This window comes from Ructibacterium gallinarum (assembly GCF_014982785.1).
Taxonomy (GTDB): domain Bacteria; phylum Bacillota; class Clostridia; order Monoglobales; family Monoglobaceae; genus Ructibacterium; species Ructibacterium gallinarum.
This window is the reverse complement of the sequence record NZ_JADCKB010000010.1, coordinates 40,134-64,445: the sequence shown is the minus strand read 5'-3', so window position 1 is coordinate 64,445 and position 24,312 is coordinate 40,134. Positions and strand designations below refer to the sequence as shown.

The 24,312-nt window shown below is 49.1% G+C and carries 9 protein-coding genes; 6 read left to right on the top strand and 3 right to left on the bottom strand.

Going from position 1 to position 24,312, the window contains the following annotated elements; all coding sequences use genetic code 11:
- Positions 1 to 105: 105 nt before the first annotated feature.
- The 5 genes from INF28_RS06165 (at position 106) to INF28_RS06145 (ending at position 19,843) form a co-directional block, all read left to right on the top strand.
- A complete protein-coding gene (locus tag INF28_RS06165; protein WP_226392623.1) occupies positions 106 to 7,887 on the top strand; it encodes an S-layer homology domain-containing protein in 7,782 nt (2,593 codons plus the stop codon).
- Between the two features lie 20 nt (positions 7,888 to 7,907).
- Positions 7,908 to 10,622, top strand: coding sequence for an S-layer homology domain-containing protein (locus INF28_RS06160; protein ID WP_226392593.1), 2,715 nt, complete (start codon positions 7,908 to 7,910; stop codon positions 10,620 to 10,622).
- A gap of 26 nt (positions 10,623 to 10,648) precedes the next feature.
- On the top strand, positions 10,649 to 15,508 hold the full coding sequence (locus INF28_RS06155) for an S-layer homology domain-containing protein (protein WP_226392592.1): 4,860 nt from the start codon (positions 10,649 to 10,651) through the stop codon (positions 15,506 to 15,508).
- 72 nt (positions 15,509 to 15,580) lie between these two features.
- Entirely contained in the window at positions 15,581 to 17,722 is a 2,142-nt protein-coding gene (locus INF28_RS06150; protein ID WP_226392591.1) for a family 78 glycoside hydrolase catalytic domain, read from the top strand.
- A gap of 3 nt (positions 17,723 to 17,725) precedes the next feature.
- Complete coding sequence (locus tag INF28_RS06145; protein WP_226392590.1) at positions 17,726 to 19,843, top strand: alpha-L-rhamnosidase; 2,118 nt, start codon at positions 17,726 to 17,728, stop codon at positions 19,841 to 19,843.
- A 221-nt stretch (positions 19,844 to 20,064) separates the two neighbouring features.
- On the opposite strand, the gene INF28_RS06140 is transcribed toward INF28_RS06145, so the two are convergent.
- The 3 genes from INF28_RS06140 to INF28_RS06130 all read right to left on the bottom strand — a co-directional run bounded on the left by INF28_RS06140 (position 20,065) and on the right by INF28_RS06130 (position 22,753).
- Positions 20,065 to 20,976, bottom strand: a complete 912-nt coding sequence (locus INF28_RS06140; RefSeq protein ID WP_226392589.1) for an AraC family transcriptional regulator — start codon at positions 20,974 to 20,976, stop codon at positions 20,065 to 20,067.
- A gap of 168 nt (positions 20,977 to 21,144) precedes the next feature.
- Positions 21,145 to 22,104, bottom strand: a complete 960-nt coding sequence (locus INF28_RS06135; protein ID WP_226392588.1) for a type I phosphomannose isomerase catalytic subunit — start codon at positions 22,102 to 22,104, stop codon at positions 21,145 to 21,147.
- 10 nt (positions 22,105 to 22,114) lie between these two features.
- A complete protein-coding gene (locus tag INF28_RS06130) occupies positions 22,115 to 22,753 on the bottom strand; it encodes an RpiB/LacA/LacB family sugar-phosphate isomerase (protein ID WP_226392587.1) in 639 nt (212 codons plus the stop codon).
- 153 nt (positions 22,754 to 22,906) lie between these two features.
- On the opposite strand from INF28_RS06130, the gene rhaB reads away from it, so the two are divergent.
- A complete protein-coding gene (rhaB, locus tag INF28_RS06125) occupies positions 22,907 to 24,310 on the top strand; it encodes a rhamnulokinase (protein WP_226392586.1) in 1,404 nt (467 codons plus the stop codon).
- Positions 24,311 to 24,312: the final 2 nt, after the last annotated feature.

Below are 24,312 nucleotides of genomic sequence, written 5' to 3'. Positions count from 1 at the left end.
CAAAAAAACCAGATGCCCGAACAGGGCGGAAAACAACGAAAAGTTTAAAGCCTTATAGCTTTTCAAAATATAATATATCAATATAAGGAAGGTAGGGAAAACGTGATGAAAGGAATTTTTTCACGAACAGTATCATTGGCAGTGGCAGTCATAATGGTTCTTTCACTGATGTCCGGAGTGACATTTACTGTCGGTGCTGCAGAAGGAACACTTTTGCTGACCGATGATTTTGGGGCAGAACGCACAGAAGCGATCACCGCAAAAATGGATTCTTCACTTTTAGAGAGCGCGGAGAAATTGACACTGCATGATCTTGTGTCAAAAGACTTGATCAATACACCGGATAAGGTGTTGTGCCAGGTTCTGGCAGGGACCAATACGGCGGATGAGAACATCAGCTTTGGATATAAGCTGGATCAGGCGATCAGCGACATCAGGATACTGATGACCGGGCAGATGGGGACAAACGGTACCACCTTTGGTAACAGTGTGACGGCGGTGCAGTTCTCGGCAGACGGCCAGACCTGGACCAATGACCTTAAAGTGGGAAGCGGACTGTACCTTTCCACCGATGAGGCGACCATGTTTATGGACCCGAACTATGACGCTTTGGCGCTGAAAGAGGCCGGACTGGGCAAAGATACTTATACCCATCAGAAATCTGAGGCCTGGGTGGAGTATACCCTGTCTTTGAGCGATGATGGAAAAGCGGCGATAGCGGCGCTGGACGGCGACGCCAAATACGTGCGGGTGAAGTTTATCAAGGGCGGCAAACTGTGGAAGGGCGCCATCCGCAAGATCGATATTTACGGAGCGGCACAGACAGAACCAGAGCAGCCGGAGGACAGTTCCCTTTTGATCCAGGATACCTTCACAGAAGACCGGACCGAAGCGGTGGATGCCAAAGTATATGCGCCCTTTACGGTGGGCGGTCCGCTGAAAATGTGGGATGTGGTCTCGGCAGGATCGGAGACCAAGCCGTCTTATGTGATTGGAAAAGCAATGAGAGGTTCGCAGGATGCTTACAGCGGTTCCTTTGCCTTTGGGTATGAGACAGCAGCGGATATTAAAGACTTTGAGATTACGGCATGGTGTGGCATGAACTCCAACGCGACAACGGACAATTTCAATGGATCGTTCATCCTCAGCACCGATGCAAGCGGTTCCAATACGGTGACGCTGACCAAGGGGACAGACTTTACCACCACCATTGTCAAGGAGTTTGACGACTTTAAAGGCGACGGAGCCATGCTGGAGGTAGAGATCGCCTTGACAGATACCGGCAAAGAAAAGCTGGCATCCCAGGATGGGTTAAGATACTGGAAATATGAAACCAATCGGGCAAGAACCTGGGCCGGTATTTTCCGTGAAGTGAGAATTTATAATGCGGCACAGACTGAGCCCGAACCGGAGCCGGAGCCGTCTTATGACTGGGAGAGCGGTGCGGCAATCAGCATTTCTGACATCAGCCAGGCCGGGGCGTCCCTGAGCTGGCCGGCCATCAATGGGGCAAGCTACAAGGTGACCCGCACCGGCGGAAGCGGCGAAGATGTGCAGAACGTTTCCGACCCGGCCATTGTCTACAGTGACCTGACAGCCAATACGGCATACAGTGTTTCTATTGACGCAGTGGTAGACGGTGAGATCAAATCCACCGCACCGCTGACCGGAAGCTTCCAGACGCTGGAGGAAACGGCGCAGCCGGAACCGGAAGAGCCTGCCGCTGGAATTTTGCTGACCGATTCCTTTGCAGAAGACCGGGCGGATATTACGGATCAAATGGATGCCGAATTAATTGCAAACCGGGATAAATTTGCGCAGATGGAGATGAAATCCAAGATTCCCGCTACGGCGGATCTTGTTTTAGGAAAGGTGCTTGCTGGCTCCAACCAAAATACCACCGCGAATTACAGCATTGGATATACAGTAGACGGGATTGTTTCGGATCTTAAGATTTCCATGTGGGGACAAATGGGGAATAAGGGTACCTCTTTAAATAATCCCAAACTGAATGTGGAAGTATCAGAAAACAAGACCGATTGGCAGAAGTTTGAAGTGGGCAGTGGCTTAACCGTAACAAAAGGTGAACTTTTGGAGCCGGACTATGACGCAACCAAGGTTGATCCGAGTAAGTATACGCACCCTGACGCAGACGCCTGGGTAGAATATACGGTTACGCTTAACGATGACAGCAAGACGGTTTTGCAGGAAAAGAAGATCAAATACATCCGGATCAATATCGTTGGCGGCGGAAAATTCTGGCAGGGAGCCATTCGTCAGATTGACATTTACGGCGCAGAGGAGACCGAAGTATTTGAACATACCAGCTTTGCAGTAGATGATACAACCATTTGGAAAACCTATATGGATCAGAACTTATCTAAAAATCTGGATTTGGTAAAGGGAGCCACGTTGGGAGACAACAGTTCCTTCCTATATAGATCCAGCAATGATTTATCTCCTGTAGAATTTGTTTATTCGACTGCATCGATTAGTGGTATTGCCAATAAAAACTATCAGGCGTTTTATGATTACCTGGTACGTATTGCCATTAATGGCGGCAATATAAATGAAGTAAAACTGGCTTATTCCACAAACGGAAGTAATTTTGTTGATTTGACAGCAGATCAGGACTATGTGATTACAGAAGCAGATCTACAGCCCACAGGCGCAGACGGCTATGTGATGTATGAACTGAAAGCAAGCAATTCTCTGCCGGATAATGCAGCATATTTTAAGATTACCATTCCACAAATTGGGAAAAAATGGTATGTCAGTTATGCCGGCGCGATCTTTAACATGATTGCGGAAGAAACAGAAAGTCCATCTTATGCGTGGGATGCAGATGCCAGCATTACGGTATCTGATGTGACCAAAACAGAGGCAACCTTAAGCTGGCCGGTGATCGATGAATCGGCAGAGGGCATTACGTATCGTGTGATCCGTACCGGCGGCAGCGGCAAAAACGAGCAGACTGTGGATACCACTTCTATTACTTATAGTGATTTGCTGCAGGGGACCTCATATGATGTGTCCATCGAGGCTGTTTTGGACGGTTCTGTGGTTTCTTCAGCGCCGCTGACCACCAGTTTCAAAACAGAAGCACCGGATGCCGGTACCGCTTTTTCCAGCGTATTCACGTTTGACAACGCAGACAACCTGCTGGGAGGTACCATAGAATATGGCTGGGGCGATGCAATCAAAGAAGTCCCGGAAGAACGTCCGGATTGGGCAGGCCGGCCGCAGTATGCTGGCTTGGGTGCGCCTACCGATGGTGACAATGCTTTCTTTGAACAGCATACTTTAAATATTGGTACAGCAGACGAGCCGGAAATGGTCAATGGTATGGGTCGGGTGAATGAAACCGCAAAAAACAAAGACGGTTATATTATCTATGATGTAGAAGGCATGACCTCTTTCTCGGTTGAGTTTATCATGGGGAATTACAACGGTGTAACCCCCGGTGATCCTATTTTCTATATTTCTGATAACGAGGATTATACTAGCTGGACTGCTTATGAAAAGCTCAACGGCGTGGCATCTCAAAAAGATGTGCCGGAGGATAGAGACACCTATGGTATTTATACCTATATCTCCAATAACATACCGGAAGGGACCAAATATCTTCGGATTCAGTTCCCACGGCCAACCGATGCCAAAGCGTACGATCAGGTCAACATCAAGAAAGTAAAGATGAACTTTAATGCAGAGGTGTATGGATTAGGAAATATTCAAGCCACCTCGGTGGGCAGAAATGATGTTTCCATCCAGTGGACACCGGTGACCGGAGCGGATGCGGAAAACATTACGTATTATTTACTGCAGGATTACAGCGTGGTAGACGTGATCAAAGGCAATGAAAAAACGACGTATTCGGCAACAGGTTTGGACCGTGGCGTGGAATACCGATATTCTTTGGTTGCGGTCAATCTTCAGGATGATGCAAATGCCGACCTGACTGCAAACTATGTAGAGCTTCCGATCGTCACATCCGCAGAGCCCGGACAGATGGTAGATCAGTATAAGTTCCCGGACAATCTGCTTTCGAAGATGGATCTGACCGTGATGGAAGAGGAAGCCGGCGGCCGGAGCAATGCGTTTACTTATGATTCGGCTTCAGCACATACCTTGATGCGGTCGGATCAGGAGCAAGCAGGTGTGGTTGTTTACCATCAGCCGAACATGATCTCCTTTGATGTCACCCTTTATCTGTGGACAGGAAATTATTATCCGGAAAGCAATACAGGGGATCAAAACCAAAAACCGCTGACGCCGGAATTTTATGTGGCGGGTGCGGATAAGGTATTCAGCAGGATCACCACCTCCCCGGCGGAGATCACCATACCGGGCAGATATCAGAATAATGACCAGACGCTGAGTTCAGCGGGCGCTTTGCCAGAGGGAACAGAATATTTGAAGATTGTATTTGGCAACTCTCGTGTGGACTGTACCAAGCTGCGGCAGGTGCGGATTAATTATGAATTTGATTATGCCTATGACTGGGCAGGGGAAGCAACTGAACTGACCATGACAGAGCATACCGACACAACGGCGGCGTTTACATGGCCTGAACTGATCGATCCCCCTGCAAATTATGAGTGGGTGATTACCAGAAACGGGGCAGAAGTGGCACGGCTGTCCTCTGATACAGAGCACAGCTATCGGTTTGACGATTTGACGCCGGGCAGCACCTATTCCTTTGGGGTACAGGCGGTCAATAAGGATGATGATGACCTTCGTTCTTCGGTACTGGAGAAAGAACTTCAGGCGTATGCAAGAGAAGATATCTGGGGCGGTAATACGGTTTCCTTTAAAGATTATACGGACACTTCTGTCACCATGGTATTGCCGGCAGTACCCAATGCAACGGTGCAAAAATATATTATCCGTGATGCACAGGGCGTAGTGGTCAGTGAAATTACAGAGGGCAATGAATATACCATCACGGGTCTTGCTACGGGCAGTGAGATCAATTATACCGTACAGGCAGTGGTAGATCAGTCCGGGACAACACGGTACACTTCTTTCCTGCTTGCCAGAACGGTAATCGATGCAACTTTGGAGCCCTGGCCGGTGGAGGCATCAATCAGTCTTACCGATTTGAGCGAAAGCGGTGTAACGATACACTGGCCTGCTTTTGAAAATATGGCAGGACGCAAATACAGCATTTCTGTCAACGGGACGGACAAAGGGACGACAGAAGAAACCACGTTTCCTTTAACGGGCCTGACGCCGGCGACAACCTATGATCTGGTTATAACCGTGGTAGACGGCGCCGGAGCGGTGGTTTCCCATGATTTGGCCGTGCAGTTCAGCACTTTACGGGTTGCCACCTTCTATACAGATTTCCGGGGCAGTGATCTGACCTATGCCGATACAGAAGATTGGGAAAAGAGTACCTTCTATTGGTCTGCGGCAGAGGTGCCGAATGTAGTACACTTAAATAAGGTTAACTTCACACTGAAATACACCAAAGACGATGCCACCAAGGGTACGGACCCGCTGGGGCCTGTATGGGGCGGTTTCAGCCGGTCGGACAACACCAACGCAGGCGATGCCTATATCGCATTTGATATGGGAGAGGCGCTTTCTGAAATTGTGGTGCGGACCCAGATGAATGATACCGATAAAAGTGCCACAGAAATCAACCGGCCAAAAATTGAATACGCGCTGGATGACGGCAAAGCCCAGTCGTCCCAGGGAAGCTTCAGCCCGAATATGTATACCTGGACAGAAGTAGACTACAATAATTCCTCCATGGAGATTGTTGGAACGACAGGGGAATACAACGGTACCAAGAGAAATACGGACAACAATTTGATTGAAACCACGGTGACCCATTTGCCGGCGGGAGCCAGATACTTCAAGATCTATGTTCCCAATGTTGCAAATACCGATAAAAAATCCTGGCGGCAGTGGATTGTCGGCGTTGGCGGCAAGCTCTATGATGAGGTAGAGGCCACCCTCAGGGATTATGATTTCAGCAAGGCGCTGACCGGCGGCGATACCATAGACAGCGTTTCCCATGACGTACAGCTGCCGTCCGAAATCGGCGGTTATCGTGTGGACTGGATCAGCAACAACGAAACCCTGATTGGTACAGATGGCAAGCACCATACAGAGAATATCACCAATGGTTATTACGGCGGAGAGGTCACCTTTACAGCGTCCATTTATCGCAACCCAGAGGATACCGCTCCGGTAGCCACCCAGGATTATACGGTGAAGGTGTACAAGAACACAGACGGCTGGACGGGCGATGACTTTATCAGCTATGACCTGACACAGTTTACGGATCCCAATGTATTCACTGCACCTCAGCCGGCAAACGCTTTGGCTGTTGATGTAGAAACACCGTTGCCGACCGGCGTGGAAAATGGAAGTAGTTTCAGCTGGTCCATCAAAGAAGCAACGGAGAATGCAAAAATTGAGGATGGAAAACTTCTGATTACGCAGAAATTCGGTGAGGATGTTCCGCTGACTCTGGTATTGACAGCGTCAAAAGACGGAGCGGTACAAAACCGGGAATATCCCATCAATGTCATTGCCAGCTACGGCACGCCGATTTCCGATGGAAAGATTGCGGTTTCTTCCGGAAGCGGCAAGGATAACGTCAAAAAGCCGGGCTTTGGAACCTATTGGACCAGTGCGGCCGATGACGAAAAGCCTTATATCCAGTATCAGCTGGATGGCGTCTATCCATTCATGACAGTGGTATTGGGAGAAGTAGGCGATAATGTAGCTTCTTATCAACTGATGATTTCTGAAGATGGGGAAAAGTGGACAACAATTTACAGCGGCGGAACATTGGGGAACGCAAAACAGGTTCCCGTAATGCTGGCGCAGCAGAAGCCCACGTATTTCCGTGCAGAGTTTACGCCAAAGGCGGATAGCGCTATCAAAATCGGCGAGTTTTTACTCTTTGCAGAAGCGCTGAGTGATGAGCAAGTCTTTGAATCAACCTTTAACCTGATTGACCTGCCAAAGACCACTACCAAAGATCTGGTTCTTCCCACAGAGGGAATCAACGGTGCGGTGATCAGCTGGGCGTCCAGTGATCCCAAGGTGATTTCAGAAACCGGAAAGGTTACCCGTGGTGAGGGAAACGAAACAGTCACTTTGACGGCAACGGTTACCTATAACGGACAGTCAAGGTCAGAGGAAAAACCGGTAACAGTACTTGGATTTGGCAGCAGCGGCGGCAGTAGCGGCGGCGGTGGCGGTACACCTTCCTACGGCGGCGGCAGCAGCGGCGGCGGTAGCGGCAGCGGCAGTGGTTTGCCATATATTCCAAGTGCGGATCAAGGCACCATACAGCCTGACCAGAACCCGGATATGCAGACCGGGCTGTACCGGGATATCACATCCAGTCACTGGGCTTATGCGTATGTCAAAGACCTGACCGACAAACAGATTGTAAACGGTGCCGGTGACGGCAACTTCTATCCGGAAAACAGCGTGACAAGGGAAGAATTCCTCAAGATGCTGCTTCTGGCAATGGATGTGGAAACAACCGGTACAGATACAGCGTTTGCGGATGTGGACAGCAGTCAGTGGTATGCACCCTATGTGGCCACTGCATATGAGATGGGCATCGTAAAAGGTGTGGATGAAACCACCTTTGGAATTGGCCAGCCCATTTCCAGACAGGATATGGCGGTTATGGCAGACAGAATGCTTGCGGCAGAGGGAATTACCGGCGAAGATGCGGCGCTGAATTATACCGATGCGTCTGAGATTGCCGATTATGCGGCAGAGTCGGTTTCTGCACTGACCGGATTGAGCATTATGAATGGAAATGAAAACAATCAGTTCCTGCCGGAGGCAAATGCCACCCGTGCAGAGGCTGCAAAGATTGTTTCTGTGATTGCTGATATGGCAGAGTAGGCAGAGGAGGAGAAAAATTTATGTACAATAAATTACCAAAAAAAGGAATTGCACTGATTGCAGCCATATGCTGCTTGACGGTATTTCTTTCAGCCGGATTTGTCTCGGCTTTCGCGGCGGAAACTTTGAGCGATGAAATGATTCTTGATCTAAAAGCATTTGAGATTTTGCAGGGAGACGAGAATGGTGCGTTAAATTTGGAACAGCCTGTCACACGGGCAGAACTGAGCAAAGTTGTTGCGGTCGTTATGCAGCTTGACGGCATCAGCTATCCGGAAGATTATGGTATTATCTATGAGGATGTACCGTCGGATCACTGGGCTTTTCCGTATATTGTGATTTTGAGCGGGCTTGGCCTGCTCAACGGTAACCCGGACGGATATTTTTATCCGGACAACACAGTCACACTTAGCGAAGCGGCCAAAATTCTGGTACACATGCTGGGTTATGGCATAGAGGCAGAGGAATTGGGCGGATATCCTACCGGATATCTGTCCTCTGCCAGCCGGCATGGGGTTACTTCCGGCATTTCTGCCGGCCCGGATGACGGACTGACCAGAGAGCAAACCATGCGGATGATTTATAACTGTTTGGATGCCGACCGCTTGGTTACGGTTTACAGCAATAATGATGACGTTGTGGCAGAGGTTTCTTCCAAGACTTACCGCGACCTGCTGATGGGAAGTGAGGACGACGGTCTGGCGGAGATCGAGGGCGTTGTGACCGCGAACTATGAATCCTATTTGTTAGATCCGGTGCCGGGAATCGAAAAATATCAGGTTGAGATTGACGGCGTGATTTATGATAAAGGCGAAACCAACGCAGACGAATATTTGGGCATGAAGGTACGGGCGTTTGTCCAGAGAATCAACGGTTCTAACCGGGGTGTGATCAGAGGCATTGAGGCAGTCAAAGACAGCAGTGTGATCGACCTTGCGGTAGAAGACGTCACCAGCATTACCGATGATACCATTTCTTACTATACAGAGAACAGCAAGAGGACGGTCAGCAAGAAACTGCTCAGTGATACGCTGGTGCTTTATAACGGCCGTCCGCTTGAGGGTAACGATCTGACCAAACTGGATCTGACGGCGATTTCGGATGGAAGCCTGAAACTGATCAGCCACCAGAGCGGTTCTGCCATTAACGTTGTTTTTGTCGATGTTTATGAGGACTTTGTAGTAGAGTCGGTGAATGCGGAAGCGCAAAGACTGACCTTGGCCAATGAAAAGAAATTTGACAATTCCAAAATCATTTCCTTTGATGAAAGTGATACGGATAAAATACGAGTGCTGAAAAATGCCCAGGGCGAAGACATTACCCTTGAGGATGTAAAGGCGGGCGATGTGTTGACTGCTTATGGAAGTCAGGATGGAACTTTGGGCAAATTTTATGTTTGCAGTGACAGCGTAACCGGAACTGTTTCCGAGCTGAAAACAGAGGAACGGGAAATGCGGATCAATGAGGAAGTCTATTCCTATGGAAGCGGACTGGATGTAGAGAATATTCTTGGACAGACCGTTGTAGTAAAGCTGAACTATTTGGGTCGGATTTCCGCACTGGATTTTGATCTGGCGACGGCCGGGCAGTATGGCGCCATTGTAAATTTAAAGGTGGAAGACGGATTGACCAAAGAACTGATCGCCCAGGTTGTCCTGCCGGGCAAGATTGTGGACGACGAAGAGGAAGAAGGCGATGGTCCTTCTGCGCAGGCGGTTCCCATGATCGAAGCGCAAAACAGCGGCGTGGAAACCTTTACCTTTGCGTCCAAAGTGTCTTTTAACGGTGTTTCTTACAGCGATGCGGTCAAGTTAGAGCAAGCCATTCGGGAAGCTATGGGCGGAAAATCTTATCTTGCCATGTCCTATAAGCTGAGTACGGACGGGTTGATCAAACGGATGGATGCCTTGGAGGAGCATACTGTTTTGCAGAATACAAAGCAGTACAATGCGTATTCTAAGACCTTTGCAGGTGCCGGCGGCGCCTTTGGCCTTGGCGATACCACACTGGCGCTGTGTGTTCCTTCCAATTCAGTCAGCTCCACCGATGACTATCTTGCGAGGATCGAGATGAATGATGACCAGAACTATGCGGTGAGCGCCTATGAATATAATGAGGACACCCGCTGTCCTGATATTGTGGTCTTCCAGTCCAATATGGTCTACGATACTTCAGGAATTGCCAATGACGGCAAGAAAATCGGATTAATTGAGAGCGTGATCTCTTCTTTGAACGAAGATGGCTATCTGCAAAAAGAAGTGGTAATGGCAACGCCAGACGAGATCGGTACCTATGTCATTTCGGAGAATACGGCCAGCACGGCGGACTTTGATTCACTCAAACCCGGAGACCTGATTTTGTATTCTCTGGATTCCAAGGATTATTTGGATGGGTTCAACAGACTGGAGTCCTGTGATCCGATCCCGGGGGACTATAATCCAACCAGATACAATTTCCAGGTATATTCCGGCACCGCAGTCGATGCGGAATATAAGGTGGTGTCCAATGACTTAAACGATTGGGTCGATACCATCACCCTTACAGGGGAAGGTTTGAGTCAAACGACCTTTGAAGTGAAAAGGGAGAGCACCCCTCCGGTTTATGTTTGGGATTCTGACAGAAAAACGGTTACCATAGGAACAACGGAGGACTTTTTGGCAAAGCAAAAGCACGCTATTGTAGTGAAGGATACAACAGGGAGTATGTTGGTGAGAGCGGTAGTTATTATCATTTAAGTCAGCGATGAATGAGAGGTAAGAATATGAAAAAACTGCACAAAGTATTAAAAAGCCAACGGTTGATTGCACTGGTTCTAAGCCTTGCAATGCTGTCTCTGGGATTTCCTTTTGCAGCTGTGGCGGCGGAACCGGAGAGCAATTTCAGCGTGACAGAGAACACAGAAGAAAAACAGGAAGAGACGGTGGAAGAACCGTCCCCGGAAACAGAAGAAGCGCAGGAAGAACCGGCCGAGATTGCTTCGGCCGGGGAAGCTGCGGCACAGGAGACAGAGAGTGTGGCCGAGGAGGAAGCGAGCGCCGTGACAGAAGTCCAGACAGACGCTCCGGCAGAAGTCGAGCCAGAGACTGAGCCAGAGACTGAGCCTGAGACGGAACCGGCGGAGACAGAGGCAGAAAGCGCAGAGGTAGAACTCACATCAAGCAATGACGATACGCTGGAGCCGTATTTTGATTTTGACGCCTATGACTGGTCGGATCCGGCAGAGTACTTAAATGACTTGGCACGGGAGAAGTATGATTATTGGAATGCCAATGCCACGGATGGGGATCGTCTGTTTGCCCGTTGGAATGAAAAATATTATAACGATCCTTTGGATACCGAAATGGAAAAAATTCAGCCAATTTCGGATATTATCGCCAAGGATTATATCAAAGAGAGAGTGGACGAAGGGGCTTTCCCCACAGACGAGCGGTTTTTCGGTGTTTGGGACGAGGCTTCCCAGACCTGGACTACAGAGCCCATGATCGATTATACTGTGACCAATGCCTATGAAAAGGTGCTGAATAACAAGCTGTCAGACGTGGGAGAAGCCGCCAAGGCAGGCGACTATGAGGGCGCCAAGGAAGCATATCTGGCGTATTATCGGAATATGCAGGAGCTCAATCCCCTGCAGACGCCAACCATCACCTCGGATATGAAGAACCGCAGTGATATGCTGATGAGGAATATGTATATCCACAGTTCTTTCCCGGCAACCGGCTGGTTCTTTATGGATCAGGAAGAGGGAGAGGTAACGGTGGATGTGACCTCTGCCGTGGAGGCCAAACGAAATGGAAAAGGTGCCATTGTGCTGGTCGCGCCAGATAAAGATGAATATCAGGCGGAATTTTACAGCAAAGAGGCAGAGGACGGAAAGTACGCACCCTATATTGAGGCAACGGTGGGTAACGTTACCCTGACCTTTCCGGTGATAGAGGACGCCTATGTAGGCGGCGGTGCAGAAAATTCCTCCACCCCCTTTGGCGCAACGGACCCCAATCGCCTTTTGGTTTCGGAATCGGAGGATACCGAGGAAGATCATACAGCAGAGGACGGATATTTGGTTGGAGATAATATGAGGCGGACCTATTTGCTGTTTGACTTCGGAAGTCAGATCAAGGAAGGCGACGTCATCAGCAATGCCACGCTGCATCTGCGGGGTAAGGTGAACGATATTGCCGAAACACCCCGGAATGACCCGTCCTACCGGAAGTTGATCGCGGTGACCGGCCTGTCTTCTGATAATTTCGACGAAGATACGGTAATATGGCTTTCTGATGTTCTTGTCAACGGTGTCTATTCCGAACAGAGCAGAGACCCAAAACAGCAGTCCTTCTTCTGGGGCGGTTTGAAGAATCAAGATGCTCAAAAGAATTTTTATCCGGATTCTCAGATGCCAAACGCCCGTATGCACGAGGATCCTTTGCGTTTCAGCGGATGGTGGGATCAGCTTGCCCAGACCTATTATTCCACTGGCAACGAGGACTATGCAAGGACGGCCATGCTGATTCTGCATGATTTTATCAAGGTGACCTATTGTCTGGCATCCGGTGAGCAGGGAACGCCGGCGCGCTGGATGGGGGCAAATACAAACGGAAGAACCACAGGCGGACATCTGCTCTTTGGCGGATATGCAAAGACTTTGGATATGTCCCAGCGGTCCAAGATTGCCACCAATGTACAGTATTTATTCAAGAGCGAATATATGACGCCGGAGATTTTTGTTACCTTCATGAAGTATATCAAGGTGTTGGGTGACAAGGCAGTCCGGGATACCTGGGGCAGTTCTGAGAACGGAAACTGGGGAAGCATGCAGCTGGACGGGCATTCTCAGATCATGTTCAAATATCCGGAGCTGGCCTATACCAAGCCCAATGAACCAAATGGATATCTTCGCAACTGGGAAGCGGCTATCAACCTGCACGCCAGCTATGGTACTACCACTTTTGCGGACGGCGCAGGACACGAGCTTTCTCAAAGCTATACCCACGTTGCCCTCAACCGGCTGCTGAATGTGAAGCGGTCGGCGCAAGATGCTGGGGTTCCCTTTGAATTTTCGGATATGGCAATGGGAAAGATTAAGGATTTGTCCTACTTCCTCTTTAGAACGTGTTTGCCGGGGGTGAAGGAGGCACAGTACGGAGACTCCAACGGAGTAACCAATACCTATAAGAACCAGGCCATTGAGTATGTGGCGGATCTGACCCAGGATCCGGAGCTTCTCTATATTGCCTATGACGGCCAAAAAGGCAAAGAGCCGGATTACACCTCCTACTATTATCCGGTGGGTAAATTCTTTACCATGCGGAACAACTGGACAGAAAACGCCATGTATCTGCATACCAACGCCGACCAGGCAGACGGTGCTCACTCCCACTGGGACGATGGCGGCGTGATTGTGGCGGCGTATGGCAACTATCTGCTGGCGGATGTGGGATATCTGGGCTATTTGGCGGATAACCTTCCTCACAGATGGCAGGTTTCCTCTCGCGGACACAACACGGTGGAGATCAACGACTATTGCCAGACATCCAAATCCCCCAATACTATGGACTATGCGCTGGTTTCGCAGAAGGTATACAGTGATTTGGTCAAAAACAACCAAAGCACGGGATCCGGCAAGCCATCAAACGGCGTGGGCAACTATGAGATGGTGGTCACCGGAGACAGCTATGACTTTTCCAAGCTGAATCTGACCCATGTATATAAGGATTTAGGGTATTTCAAGGATCCGGTCATGGCGCCCGGCGGTAATGGCGAAACCCCGCCCCTGGAACCCGGCATGACCTATAAGCGGAATATTCTGTTTATCAAAGACGGATTCTGGATTGTATCGGATTATATGGATCCGGAAGATAATCAAAAAGAGAACAAATACAGCCAATACTGGCATATGGCCCCGGAAGCCAACATCTCTATTGATGGACAGTACGAGCTGCAGCCGGGCGAAACGGTACAGTGGACGCATAATGATTTTGCGGATGTTGACAAGCAGATCGAAAATACCCAGTATGTTCCGGGGACAGGTACCGGTGCGTTTAAGTCAAACTTTGACGGAAAGGCCAATATTCAGGTAGTGCCTGCGGATATCAGCAGTGTGGAGCCCAAGCTTTGCTATGGATACTACACAGACGGTTACAGTACGCCTTATGGCCGGTTTGACAAATATGCGGTGGGAACCACCAAGTTTGACACCATTCTCTTCCCCACCAAAGCCAATGAGGAATACAGTGTTATTCCCACCCCAGTGGAGATCGTGGGTCTGACCGAAGACGCCCAGGACGGTTCTGCGTCCGCGTTCACCGCAGAGATCACCGCAGAAGAAGCGGCAGTGGATGAGGATTACAAAATCAATTATATGATTCTTCACGAACCGGATAAGAAAGCTGGCGATGAACTGGCATTCTCCAACCTGACCACGGACGGCGATCTGGCCTATTATGAGGTGAGCGGAAACGAGAAAGAACCCAATCCCAGACACCTCATTTTCCACAACGGAACCCATCTGAAGAATACTTCTTTGAATTATGAGCTGGCATACAGCCGGGCAGAGGAAGCCATCAATGAAGTGAGCGTCAAATGGTCGGGGTCCCTGCTTGAGATCGAAGCGGGCAAGGGCAGAGGCGATGACGGCGAATTGATGGACAGCGGCTTTGATGTGGACGCGTTCTTAAAAGACTTCACCGTGTTTGCTCCCAATAAGATCAGCTCTGTGACGGTCAACGGCGAAAGCGTTTCTTTCAAACAGGCAAACAACTATGTTTATTTCGGCGAGGAACCAATCATAGAGGATGGTCCTGAGATCGAACCGCCTCAGCCGACACCCGGCCCTTCTGCCGGCGGCGGATCCAGCCATGGCGGTGGCGGTATTGGCGGCGGCAGCATCAGCGGCGGCAATGGTGGAACAAACGTAGGTCCCACCCCCACAGAAAAACCGGATACCAAACCTGCGGATCAGTTTGCGGATGAGTTAAAGGATCACTGGGCTAAAGAGGAAATTTCCTATTTGGTAAACAACGGCATTGTCAATGGTTCTGACGGCTCTTTGCATTTGACCGATCAAACCACCCGGGCAGAATTTACCAAGATGATGCTGGGCGCCATGGGAATCGAGCCCAAGGCCTATGACGGGGCGTTTGGTGATGTGAGTGCAGATGACTGGTATGCGGGATATATGCAGGCGGCCTATGATGCCGGAATTTTGGAAGGCGCAGGCGGCAATGCCAATCCCAATGTGGTCATGACCCGTGAGGAAGCGGTCAAAATCATGGTAAGCGCGCTGGTTTCCCAGGGCAAGGCAGAGCTGACAGACGGCGATCTGAGCGGCTATGCGGATGCGGATCAGGTGAGCGATTGGGCAAAGCCCTATATGGCCACAGCGATTTCGCTGGGACTGATCAATGGTATGGAGGATAACACCCTTCAGCCCCAGGGCAGTGCTTTGCGTGAGCAATCCATGGTGATGGTATACCGGAGCCTCATGCAGGAGGAAGCTGAAAGCGAGGAGAATCAGCCGCCGGCGGACAGCACTGGAGAAGATGCGGCAGTGTTGCCGGATACCCAGCAAAGTACGGGAAAGGATGAAAATACATCCGAATCCGATGAAGACGGCGACAGCGAATAAGAAACCGGGCATTGCAGAATATGTTCTGCAATGCCCGCTGTATATCTATACTATAACAAGAGGGATGAGACAATGGATTGGATTGGACAGTGGATCACCACCGAGAATTTTGCGGACGTTTTGCCCATTGATGTTTTTCATAAAGAGGCGGAGGAAAGAGAGATTGTGCCTTCTGTTTATGAAAACTATCATGTGCATTTTGTCAAGGAGTTTGCGATCCGCAAAAGCGGCGTTTATCAGATCCGAATTTCGGCGGATGATTATTATAAATTATACATCAACGGCACCTTTGTGTGTCAGGGGCCGGCGCCGGCCTATGTGTCCGCCTATCATTACAACCAGATAGACATTTCTTCCTATTTAAATATGGGAAGAAACAAGATTGCAGTGCACGTGTATTATCAGGGGGTGATCAACCGGGTTTGGAACAGCGGCGATAACCGGATGGGGCTTGCGGCGGAAATTCTATGTGACGGCAGATTTCTGTTTGGGACGGACGAAAGCTGGCGCTGTGCCCGGGCGGAAGAATACAGCGGCGATACCACATCCTACCGCACCCAGTTTCGTGAGGATATTGATTTTCGCAAAAAGCAAGCTGACTGGACGACGCTCGGCGCAGATGAAACTGGATATCAAAACGCCTGCCTGGTAACTGCGCCGGACTGGCAGTTTGCAGATCAGCCATCGCCGGTGGTAGATGTGTATGAAACCAAGCCGGCAAAAATCACAAACCCCAGCCCAAATGTCTGGCTGTTTGACTTTGGGCAGGAGATTACCGGACAGATATATTTTACAGCAAAAGGGACAGCGGGGCAGGAAGTGTGCGTCAAATACGGGGAAGAACTGGAAGCAGACGGCAGTGTGCGGTTTGAAACCCGGTGCTGCTGTGATTATTATGACAGATGCACCCTGTCAGGCGGGGAGGACACCTTTGACTTTTTTGATTATAAGGCTTTTCGGTATGTGCAGATTGCATGCGATACACAGGTTTTTGATCCTCAGGAAGTACGTGCCATTGTCCGGCATCACCGCTTTTTGGAGCGATGCAGGCTGGAGACCGATATCCCTTATCTCAAGGAGATCTGGGATCTTTGCAGAAACACCCTGCGCTATGGGGTGCAGGAGGGGTTTTTGGACTGCCCAAGCCGGGAAAAGGGACAGTATCTGGGGGATTTTACCGTTTCCGGACTTGCATATTTGTATCTGACGGGAGATGCGGAAATATATCGAAAGACCCTGTTTGATTTTGCCCAAAGCGCACGGGTGTGCAAAGGGCTGATGGCGGTGGCACCTGGAAGCTTTATGCAGGAGATCGCAGATTTTTCTTTGCAGTATCCCTTGCAGGTACTGCACTACTATCGTCTTACCGGGGATTTGGAGACGGTGAGAAAGCTGTATCCCATCATAGAAGGGGTCATGGAGCATTTTAAGCAGTTTGAGAGGGAAGACGGCCTGCTGCAAAACGTGACCGATAAATGGAATCTGGTGGACTGGCCGAAAAATCTGCGGGACGGCTACTGCGTCAACACGGAGCAGGGGCAGAAGGAGATCCCGGTGCACTGTGTGCTCAATGCCTTTTATGCCGGGGCGGCCGCATGCATCGAAGAGATACGGGACCTTTTGGGATTGGAGCGAATCGGCAGGGCACAGGTGCTTAAAAAAGCGTTTTGTGATGTATTTTACAGCAAAAAAACCAAGCTGTTTTATGACGATGCCGCCCACACCCACAGCTCCCTTCATGCAAACGCCCTGCCCCTATATTTTTCCCTTGCGCCGCAGGAGGCACATGACAGCATGAAAAAGCTGATTATGGAAAAAGGCTTATGCTGCGGTGTACAGTTTGCGTATTTTGTGTTAAAAGGGTTGGGACGAATTGGCGCACAGGAGGAAGAATTTGATTTGCTGATGAACCAAAGCGAGCATTCCTGGGTGAATATGCTGCGGGAGGGCGCCACCACTTGTTTTGAGGTGTGGGGCAAGGAGCAGAAGTGGAATACCAGCCTGTGCCATCCTTGGGCCTGTGCTCCGGTTATTATTCTGGTGGAAGATATTTTGGAGTTAACCGGCGAACATTTTCAATCGCCCAATGGAAAAAAGGTCGAAAAGAAATTGAAAAACGGCCGGATCTCCCTTACAGTCTGGCCGGAAGAAAAGAACGCCGGGAATGCGGAAGGACAGGGCTGCCGCATGACCCCGTATGAAGAAAGGAAATAGAAGATGAAAAATGCACAATGGATCACAGGAAAAAACTGTATCGCTTTTCAAAAGAAATTTGATATCGGAAAAGATGCCGTCGCCGCAAAATTATGGATTACAGCAATGGGAGTTTATGAGGCAGTTTTAAACGGAAACCGCGTGGGGAATTTTGTTTTGGCGCCCGGATTTACCAGTTATAACAAGCGGCATTTGTATCAGGAATATGATATTACTCCTATGCTGAAAGAGGAAAATGAGCTCAATGTTTTTGTGGGAGATGGATGGTATAGGGGACAATTGACCTGGGATGTCAATAACCGCAATCTTTATGGAGATCGGTGCGCCATGATTGCGAAAATGGAAATCACCTATCCCGACCGGACGGAAACCATCTATACGGATGAAAGCTGGATGTGCGGCAACGGGCCGGTTGTGGCAAGCGGCATTTATGACGGAGAGATCTATGACGCACGGATTGTGCCTATGTTTGATCAACCGGCGGCGGTGCTCAATGCGCCCAAGCAGCAGCTGGTTCCTCAGGACGGGGAGATTGTCTGCGAACACGAAAGGATCCGGCCGGTCAAGACCATGCTCACCCCCAAAGGGGAAAAGGTGATTGACTTTGGCCAGAACCTGACCGGATATGTGGAGTTCAAAACCACGGCAAAGGCGGGGGATAGAATTGTGATATCCCATGCGGAGGTGCTGGATAAGGACGGCAATTTCTATACCGAAAACCTGCGGGGAGCAAAACAGCTGCTGCAATATACCTGCCGGGACGGGGAACAGGTCTATAAGCCGCATTTTACCTTTATGGGATTTCGGTATATCCGGCTTGACGAATGCCCGGAAAATACGGAATTTACGGCAATCGTGGTGCACTCTGACATCAAGCGCACCGGTGATTTCGTATGTTCCAATGAAAAGGTCAATCAGCTTTTTCATAATATTATCTGGGGGCAGAAGGGGAATTTTTTGGATGTTCCCACAGATTGTCCCCAGCGGGACGAGCGGCTGGGCTGGACCGGTGACGCGCAGGTGTTTGTAAAAACCGCATCGTTTAATTTCAATGTCAACCGGTTTTTTGAAAAGTGGCTGGCGGATTTGAGCGCCGATCAGAAAGAGGACGGCTGTGTATCTGACGTAGTCCCCAATGTGCTGGGAGAGGATCACGAGGACGGGTCTGCGGCATGGGGAGATGCGGCGGTGATCTGTCCCTGGCAGATGTACTTGACTTACGGCAACAAAGCACTGCTTGCACGGCAGTTTGAAAGCATGAAACGGTGGGTGGAATACAGCGCCAAAAAAGGCAGGACCCATTACGGTGACTGGCTGGCCCTGGATGGAGAAAAGGGAAATGACCGGGGGCTTACTGATAAAGAATTTATCAGCAGTGCATTTCATATTTACTCCATGGGACTGCTGATCAAAAGCGGCAAAGTGCTGGGAAAGGATATGTCCGATTATGAAAAGCGCTGCAGTGCCCTGCGTGATCAGTTTGAGGAAGAATATGAATGCAAAACCCAGACAGAGCATGTGCTGGCGCTGAAATTCCATCTGACCAAAAACCCGCAGAAGCTTGCCGCAGAATTGGCGCAGATGATCAAAGAGAACGGAAACAGACTCAAGACTGGTTTTGTGGGAACCCCCTATCTGCTCCATGCCCTTTCGGAAAACGGCTATGCAGATGTGGCCTATAGCTTGCTTTTGCAGGAGGAATTTCCGTCATGGCTGTACTCTGTCAACATGGGGGCAACCACCATCTGGGAGCACTGGGATGGCATTCGGCCGGACGGCAGTTTTTGGAGCGCGGGAATGAATTCCTTTAACCACTATGCCTATGGTGCAGTGGCGGACTGGATGTATGAAGTGGCGGCGGGTATCAAGATTGACGAAAATGCGCCTGCCTTTGCGCATATCATCATAGAGCCGATTCCGGATGCGCGGCTTGGCTTTGTAAAAGCGTCCATTGATACCGTAAACGGAAAGGTCAGCTCTGGGTGGAAATGGGAGAACGGAAAAATTACTTATGAAATCGAAGTTCCCACCACCGCTACGGTTCGGCTTCATGGTGATGAAATTCAGGCGGGCAAAGGAAAACATGTGTTTTGCTATGACGCACCCGTACAGGCAAAATAAGCATATGACACATAGGATTTAAGAGGGAAAGTCTCTTTGACTTCCGCCTCGGCCAATCAATAATTTATCAACACGCTGAGCGCCGGATTTATCAAATATCCGGCGCTATTTTTGTTTCATTTCGCTTGCACTATAATGACTTTTTTGACAGCCTGAGGGTATCTTTCATTTTAGAAGATAGCCTTTTATGTGCTCTTGAGAAACTTTAGGAAATATTCAAATCAATTCTTTTGCAAAATGGAAGATCTATGACTGGATTCCTGCGGTAAAAGGCGGAGACTTTCTTGTCTGTATCGGTTTGGTGTGGTTCCGGTCAGTCGTTTGAATTGGGCAATAAAGTTGCTCTTGCTGCTATAGCCTACCTCTTCCGCAATATCATCTAGGGAGTCTTCTGTAGAACGAAGTAGAAGTTTGGCACGGCTGATGCGGCAGCCGGTCAGATATGCATAGGGTGTTTCTCCCATTTGTTTTTTAAATTGCCGGACAAAATAGTACCTGGAAAGCCGGGCGGCATCTGCCATAGTATCTAAGGATAAGGATTCCTGAAAATGCTGGCGGATCAGTTCAGCGGCCCTTGCAATATCTGTCTGACGGGAGGAGTCATTTAATACCAGCGGGGCAGAAATCCAGTCGGTCAGCAGCAGGGTTAGTAAATCCGAAAGATAGTTTGAAATGTGTGCGGCATGATGCAGGCTATTTCCGGAAGCTAGTTCTGAGAGCGCAGTAAAATCGGCATAGAATTGTTTTTGGTTCAGCACTTGCCCGAAGGCATAGGGGGTGTTTGGCTCCAGAAATTCTGCATAGCTGTCAGCGCCAGGACCTTCAAAATGGATCCAAAGATTGTGCCATCTTATGTTTCGTGCGGCATAGCGATGCTGGGGCTGACAGTAAATGAGGAGTGCGCTGCCAGGCGAGAGCAAAATCTCCTGATCCTGCGCTTGAAAAATGCCGGTGCCGGAGACGGTGTAAATCAGTTGATAGCCTGACCGGCTGTCACGTTTTACATAATAATCTTTTCCGGAATCAAAGTCTCCAAGCTCTGTCATGCGGAACGGAAACGCGCGGGCTGTTTCCGATTCTGGCACCATCAGCCAGCGGGAATCTTTGGAAATATCAAGGCAATAGTCCAGCATAATATCCTCTCCTTTCTGTTTTCTATTATATCTTAAAACAAAAGAAAAAGCAATATTTTGATATGAATAGGCAAGAACCGGGATTGTATTTCTTGTAAAAATCAAATAAAATAAAGAAAAACGGCAGCCTCCGCATCTGCGAAAGTGCCGCTTTCATAAACTCAGATATTATACATAAGAACGGATAATTTCACAAGCACCGGTAATGGAGTAGGATGTTTCCTGTGCCGGGATAAAAATGCTGTCGCCTTTTTGAAAGCGCAAAGCATTTCCGTCAAGCGTAAGAGAGCCTTCTCCCTCGGTACAAATAATGGATTGAAAGCTTTCCTTGCTGATTTGCAGGGTAGCAGAAGAAGCAATATCCAGCTTTTCCACGGTGAAATATTGGCAGGAAGCAAGTTGTTTTACCGTATAGCCACCGCAGTTTTTGGGTGGTGTATCGTTGCCAATTTGTGCCGGCGGACATAATTCAGCAACTTCCAGCGCTTTTTGAATGTGCAGAGGCCGCGGATTTCCCTGTGCGTCTCTTCTGTCATAATCATATACCCGGTAGGTGGTATTGGAATTCTGCTGAATTTCACAGATAACAATGCCTTTGCCGATGGCGTGAACGGTGCCGGATTTGATGAAAAACACATCACCTTTATGCACCTTGACTTGATTTAAAACTTCAAGCAGAGTATTGTCTTCAATGCGCCGCTGAAATTCCTCACGGCTGATAGAAGATTTAAAGCCGCAGTAAAGACTTGCGCCTTCTTCTGCTTCCAGGACATACCACATTTCGGTTTTGCCGTATTCCCCTTCGTGTTTTAAGGCATAAGCATCATCCGGATGTACTTGTACCGATAAATTATCCTTGGCGTCAATAAACTTGATCAAAATAGGGAAATAGTTAAAGGCCTCGGCGTGTTTTCCTAAAATGGTATTGCCGTGCTTTTGAATGTAATCAGAAAGGGTCAGGCCCGTATCTGGACCGGAAGCTACCTGGCTTTGCCCATCCTTATGGGTGGAAAGTTCCCAGCTTTCAGCAACAATAGCAAGATCACTTTTCTTCCCAAAGCTGGTTTTTAGTTTGGTCCCGCCCCAAAGATAATCTTTGAAGGCGGGGGAAAGTAGAATTGGCTGCATAGGCTCCTCCTTAGTCGAGAACATTTTTAATGTAGTCTGCAATCTCCGGAACTTGGCAGTTCGGGAAGAACAAATCGGCAAACTGCTTGCCGCTGACGGCGGTCTTCAAAAAGTCTTGATCAATATTCTTTAAAACGGTCATAATATCCTGGTGGGTAATGGTCTTGACCTGATCTAAAATCTTTTTGTTCCGCTGTTCGGGTACGGCACGCTCTCTGGGATAGCCAAGGCCGAATTCGCCGGAGAACAGTTTTTCAAAGGTGTACTGGAGATTCAGCTCTGCGCCCCAGCCAAAATTTTGCGCAAATGGCATTGCTACGGCATTACCGTTGTTCACCTGCGCAAAGAGATAAGCATCGGTTGGATCAGTGACATGGCCGCACAGCACACCCGGGAAGGAATTGAGTGCAAGCATTGCACCTTGACCGGTACCGCAGCCGGTAACAACAAAGTCAACGGCTTTAGAATTTAACAGGATGGCAGCCAAAAGCCCGTTCATAACATAGGTAAGCTGGGTATCATCCTCTGCGGTATACATACCGAAGTTAAGAACCTCATGGCCCATGGGTTCTACCACAGATTTTAAGGTACTGCAAATCAGTTCATTTTTGGCAGCCTGGGAATTTTCGTTGATTAAAGCAATTTTCATGATAAACACTCCTTTTATGCATAGTTGAAATTATTTTCTATTATTAGTATAATAGGACTTGCAAGGTTTGTCAATGAGGATTTGGACAGATTTTCGCGGCAATACCAAAGTGGAAATTGGATAAATTTTTATATGGTTTAAGGGGGATTTACAATGGCAAAGTATTATTTGGCGGTGGATATCGGTGCATCCAGTGGACGGCATATGCTGGCGTCAATTGAGAACGGAAAAATTGTATTAGAAGAGATGTATCGTTTTAAAAATCAGCTGGTGGAGAAAAACGGGCACCTGTGCTGGGAGATAGACAGGCTGTTTCAAGAAATCTTAAACGGGATCAAGGCTTGCGGTAAAGCCGGGAAAATTCCGTACAGCATGGGAATCGACACCTGGGGCGTGGATTTTGTTTTGCTGGATAAAGACGACCGGATTTTGGGGGATACGGTGGCATACCGGGATTCTCGCACCGAGGGCATGGACAAAAAGGTTTCGGAAATCGTTTCGGAAGAAGAATTGTATGCTCGGACGGGCATCCAAAAGCAGTCGTTTAACACGATTTATCAGCTGATGGCGGTAAAGGAACAGAATCCGGAATATCTTGACCAGGCAGAAAGCTGGCTGATGCTGCCGTCTTATTTCAAATTTTTGCTGACCGGACAGAAAAAGATCGAATATACCAATGCCAGTACAACGGGGCTTTTAAATGCCAAAACCCGGACTTGGGATATGGAACTGATTCGTGAGCTGGGACTCAAGGAGAGTCTGTTCGGAGAAATTTTTATGCCGGGAACTGAGGTAGGAAACTTTACGCCGGAAATCCAGGCGGAGGTCGGTTTTGACTGCAAGGTGATTCTGCCGGCCACCCATGATACCGGCAGTGCGGTGTTGTCTGTGCCTATGGAAAATGGCGAAGGCATCTACATTAGTTCTGGAACCTGGTCTTTGATGGGCGTGGAGAATAAAACGCCGATTTGCACCGAGGAAAGCCGGGAAGAAAATCTGACCAACGAAGGCGGCGTGGATTACCGGTATCGGTATTTGCGCAATATTATGGGCCTTTGGATTATCCAGTCCATCAAGCGGAATTTGGAGGACAAATATTCCTTTAATGATTTGGAACGTATGGCACGGGAAAACAGTGGGTTTGCTTCCCGCGTGGATGTCAACGACGCCCGGTTTATGGCGCCGAAAAACATGATAGATGCCATTCAGAGCTATTGCCGGGATACGGGGCAGAAGGTGCCGGAAAGCATCGGTGAGGTGATGCAGTGCGCCTATGCAAGCCTTGCAAAGTGTTATGCCCAGTCCGCCGGATCGATAGAAAAGATTTTGTGTAGGAAATATGATTGTATCCGGATCGTAGGCGGCGGGTGCCAAGACGGGTATTTGAATGAGCTGACCGCCCGGGCAACCGGAAAAACGGTATATGCGGGACCGGTAGAAGCCACTGCGCTGGGCAATGTTTTGGCACAGCTGATGGCAGACGGCACCGTTGCGGATGTGGAGGAAGCACGCAGTTTCATCCGCGCATCCTTTCCAATAAAAAAAATAGAACCATAATA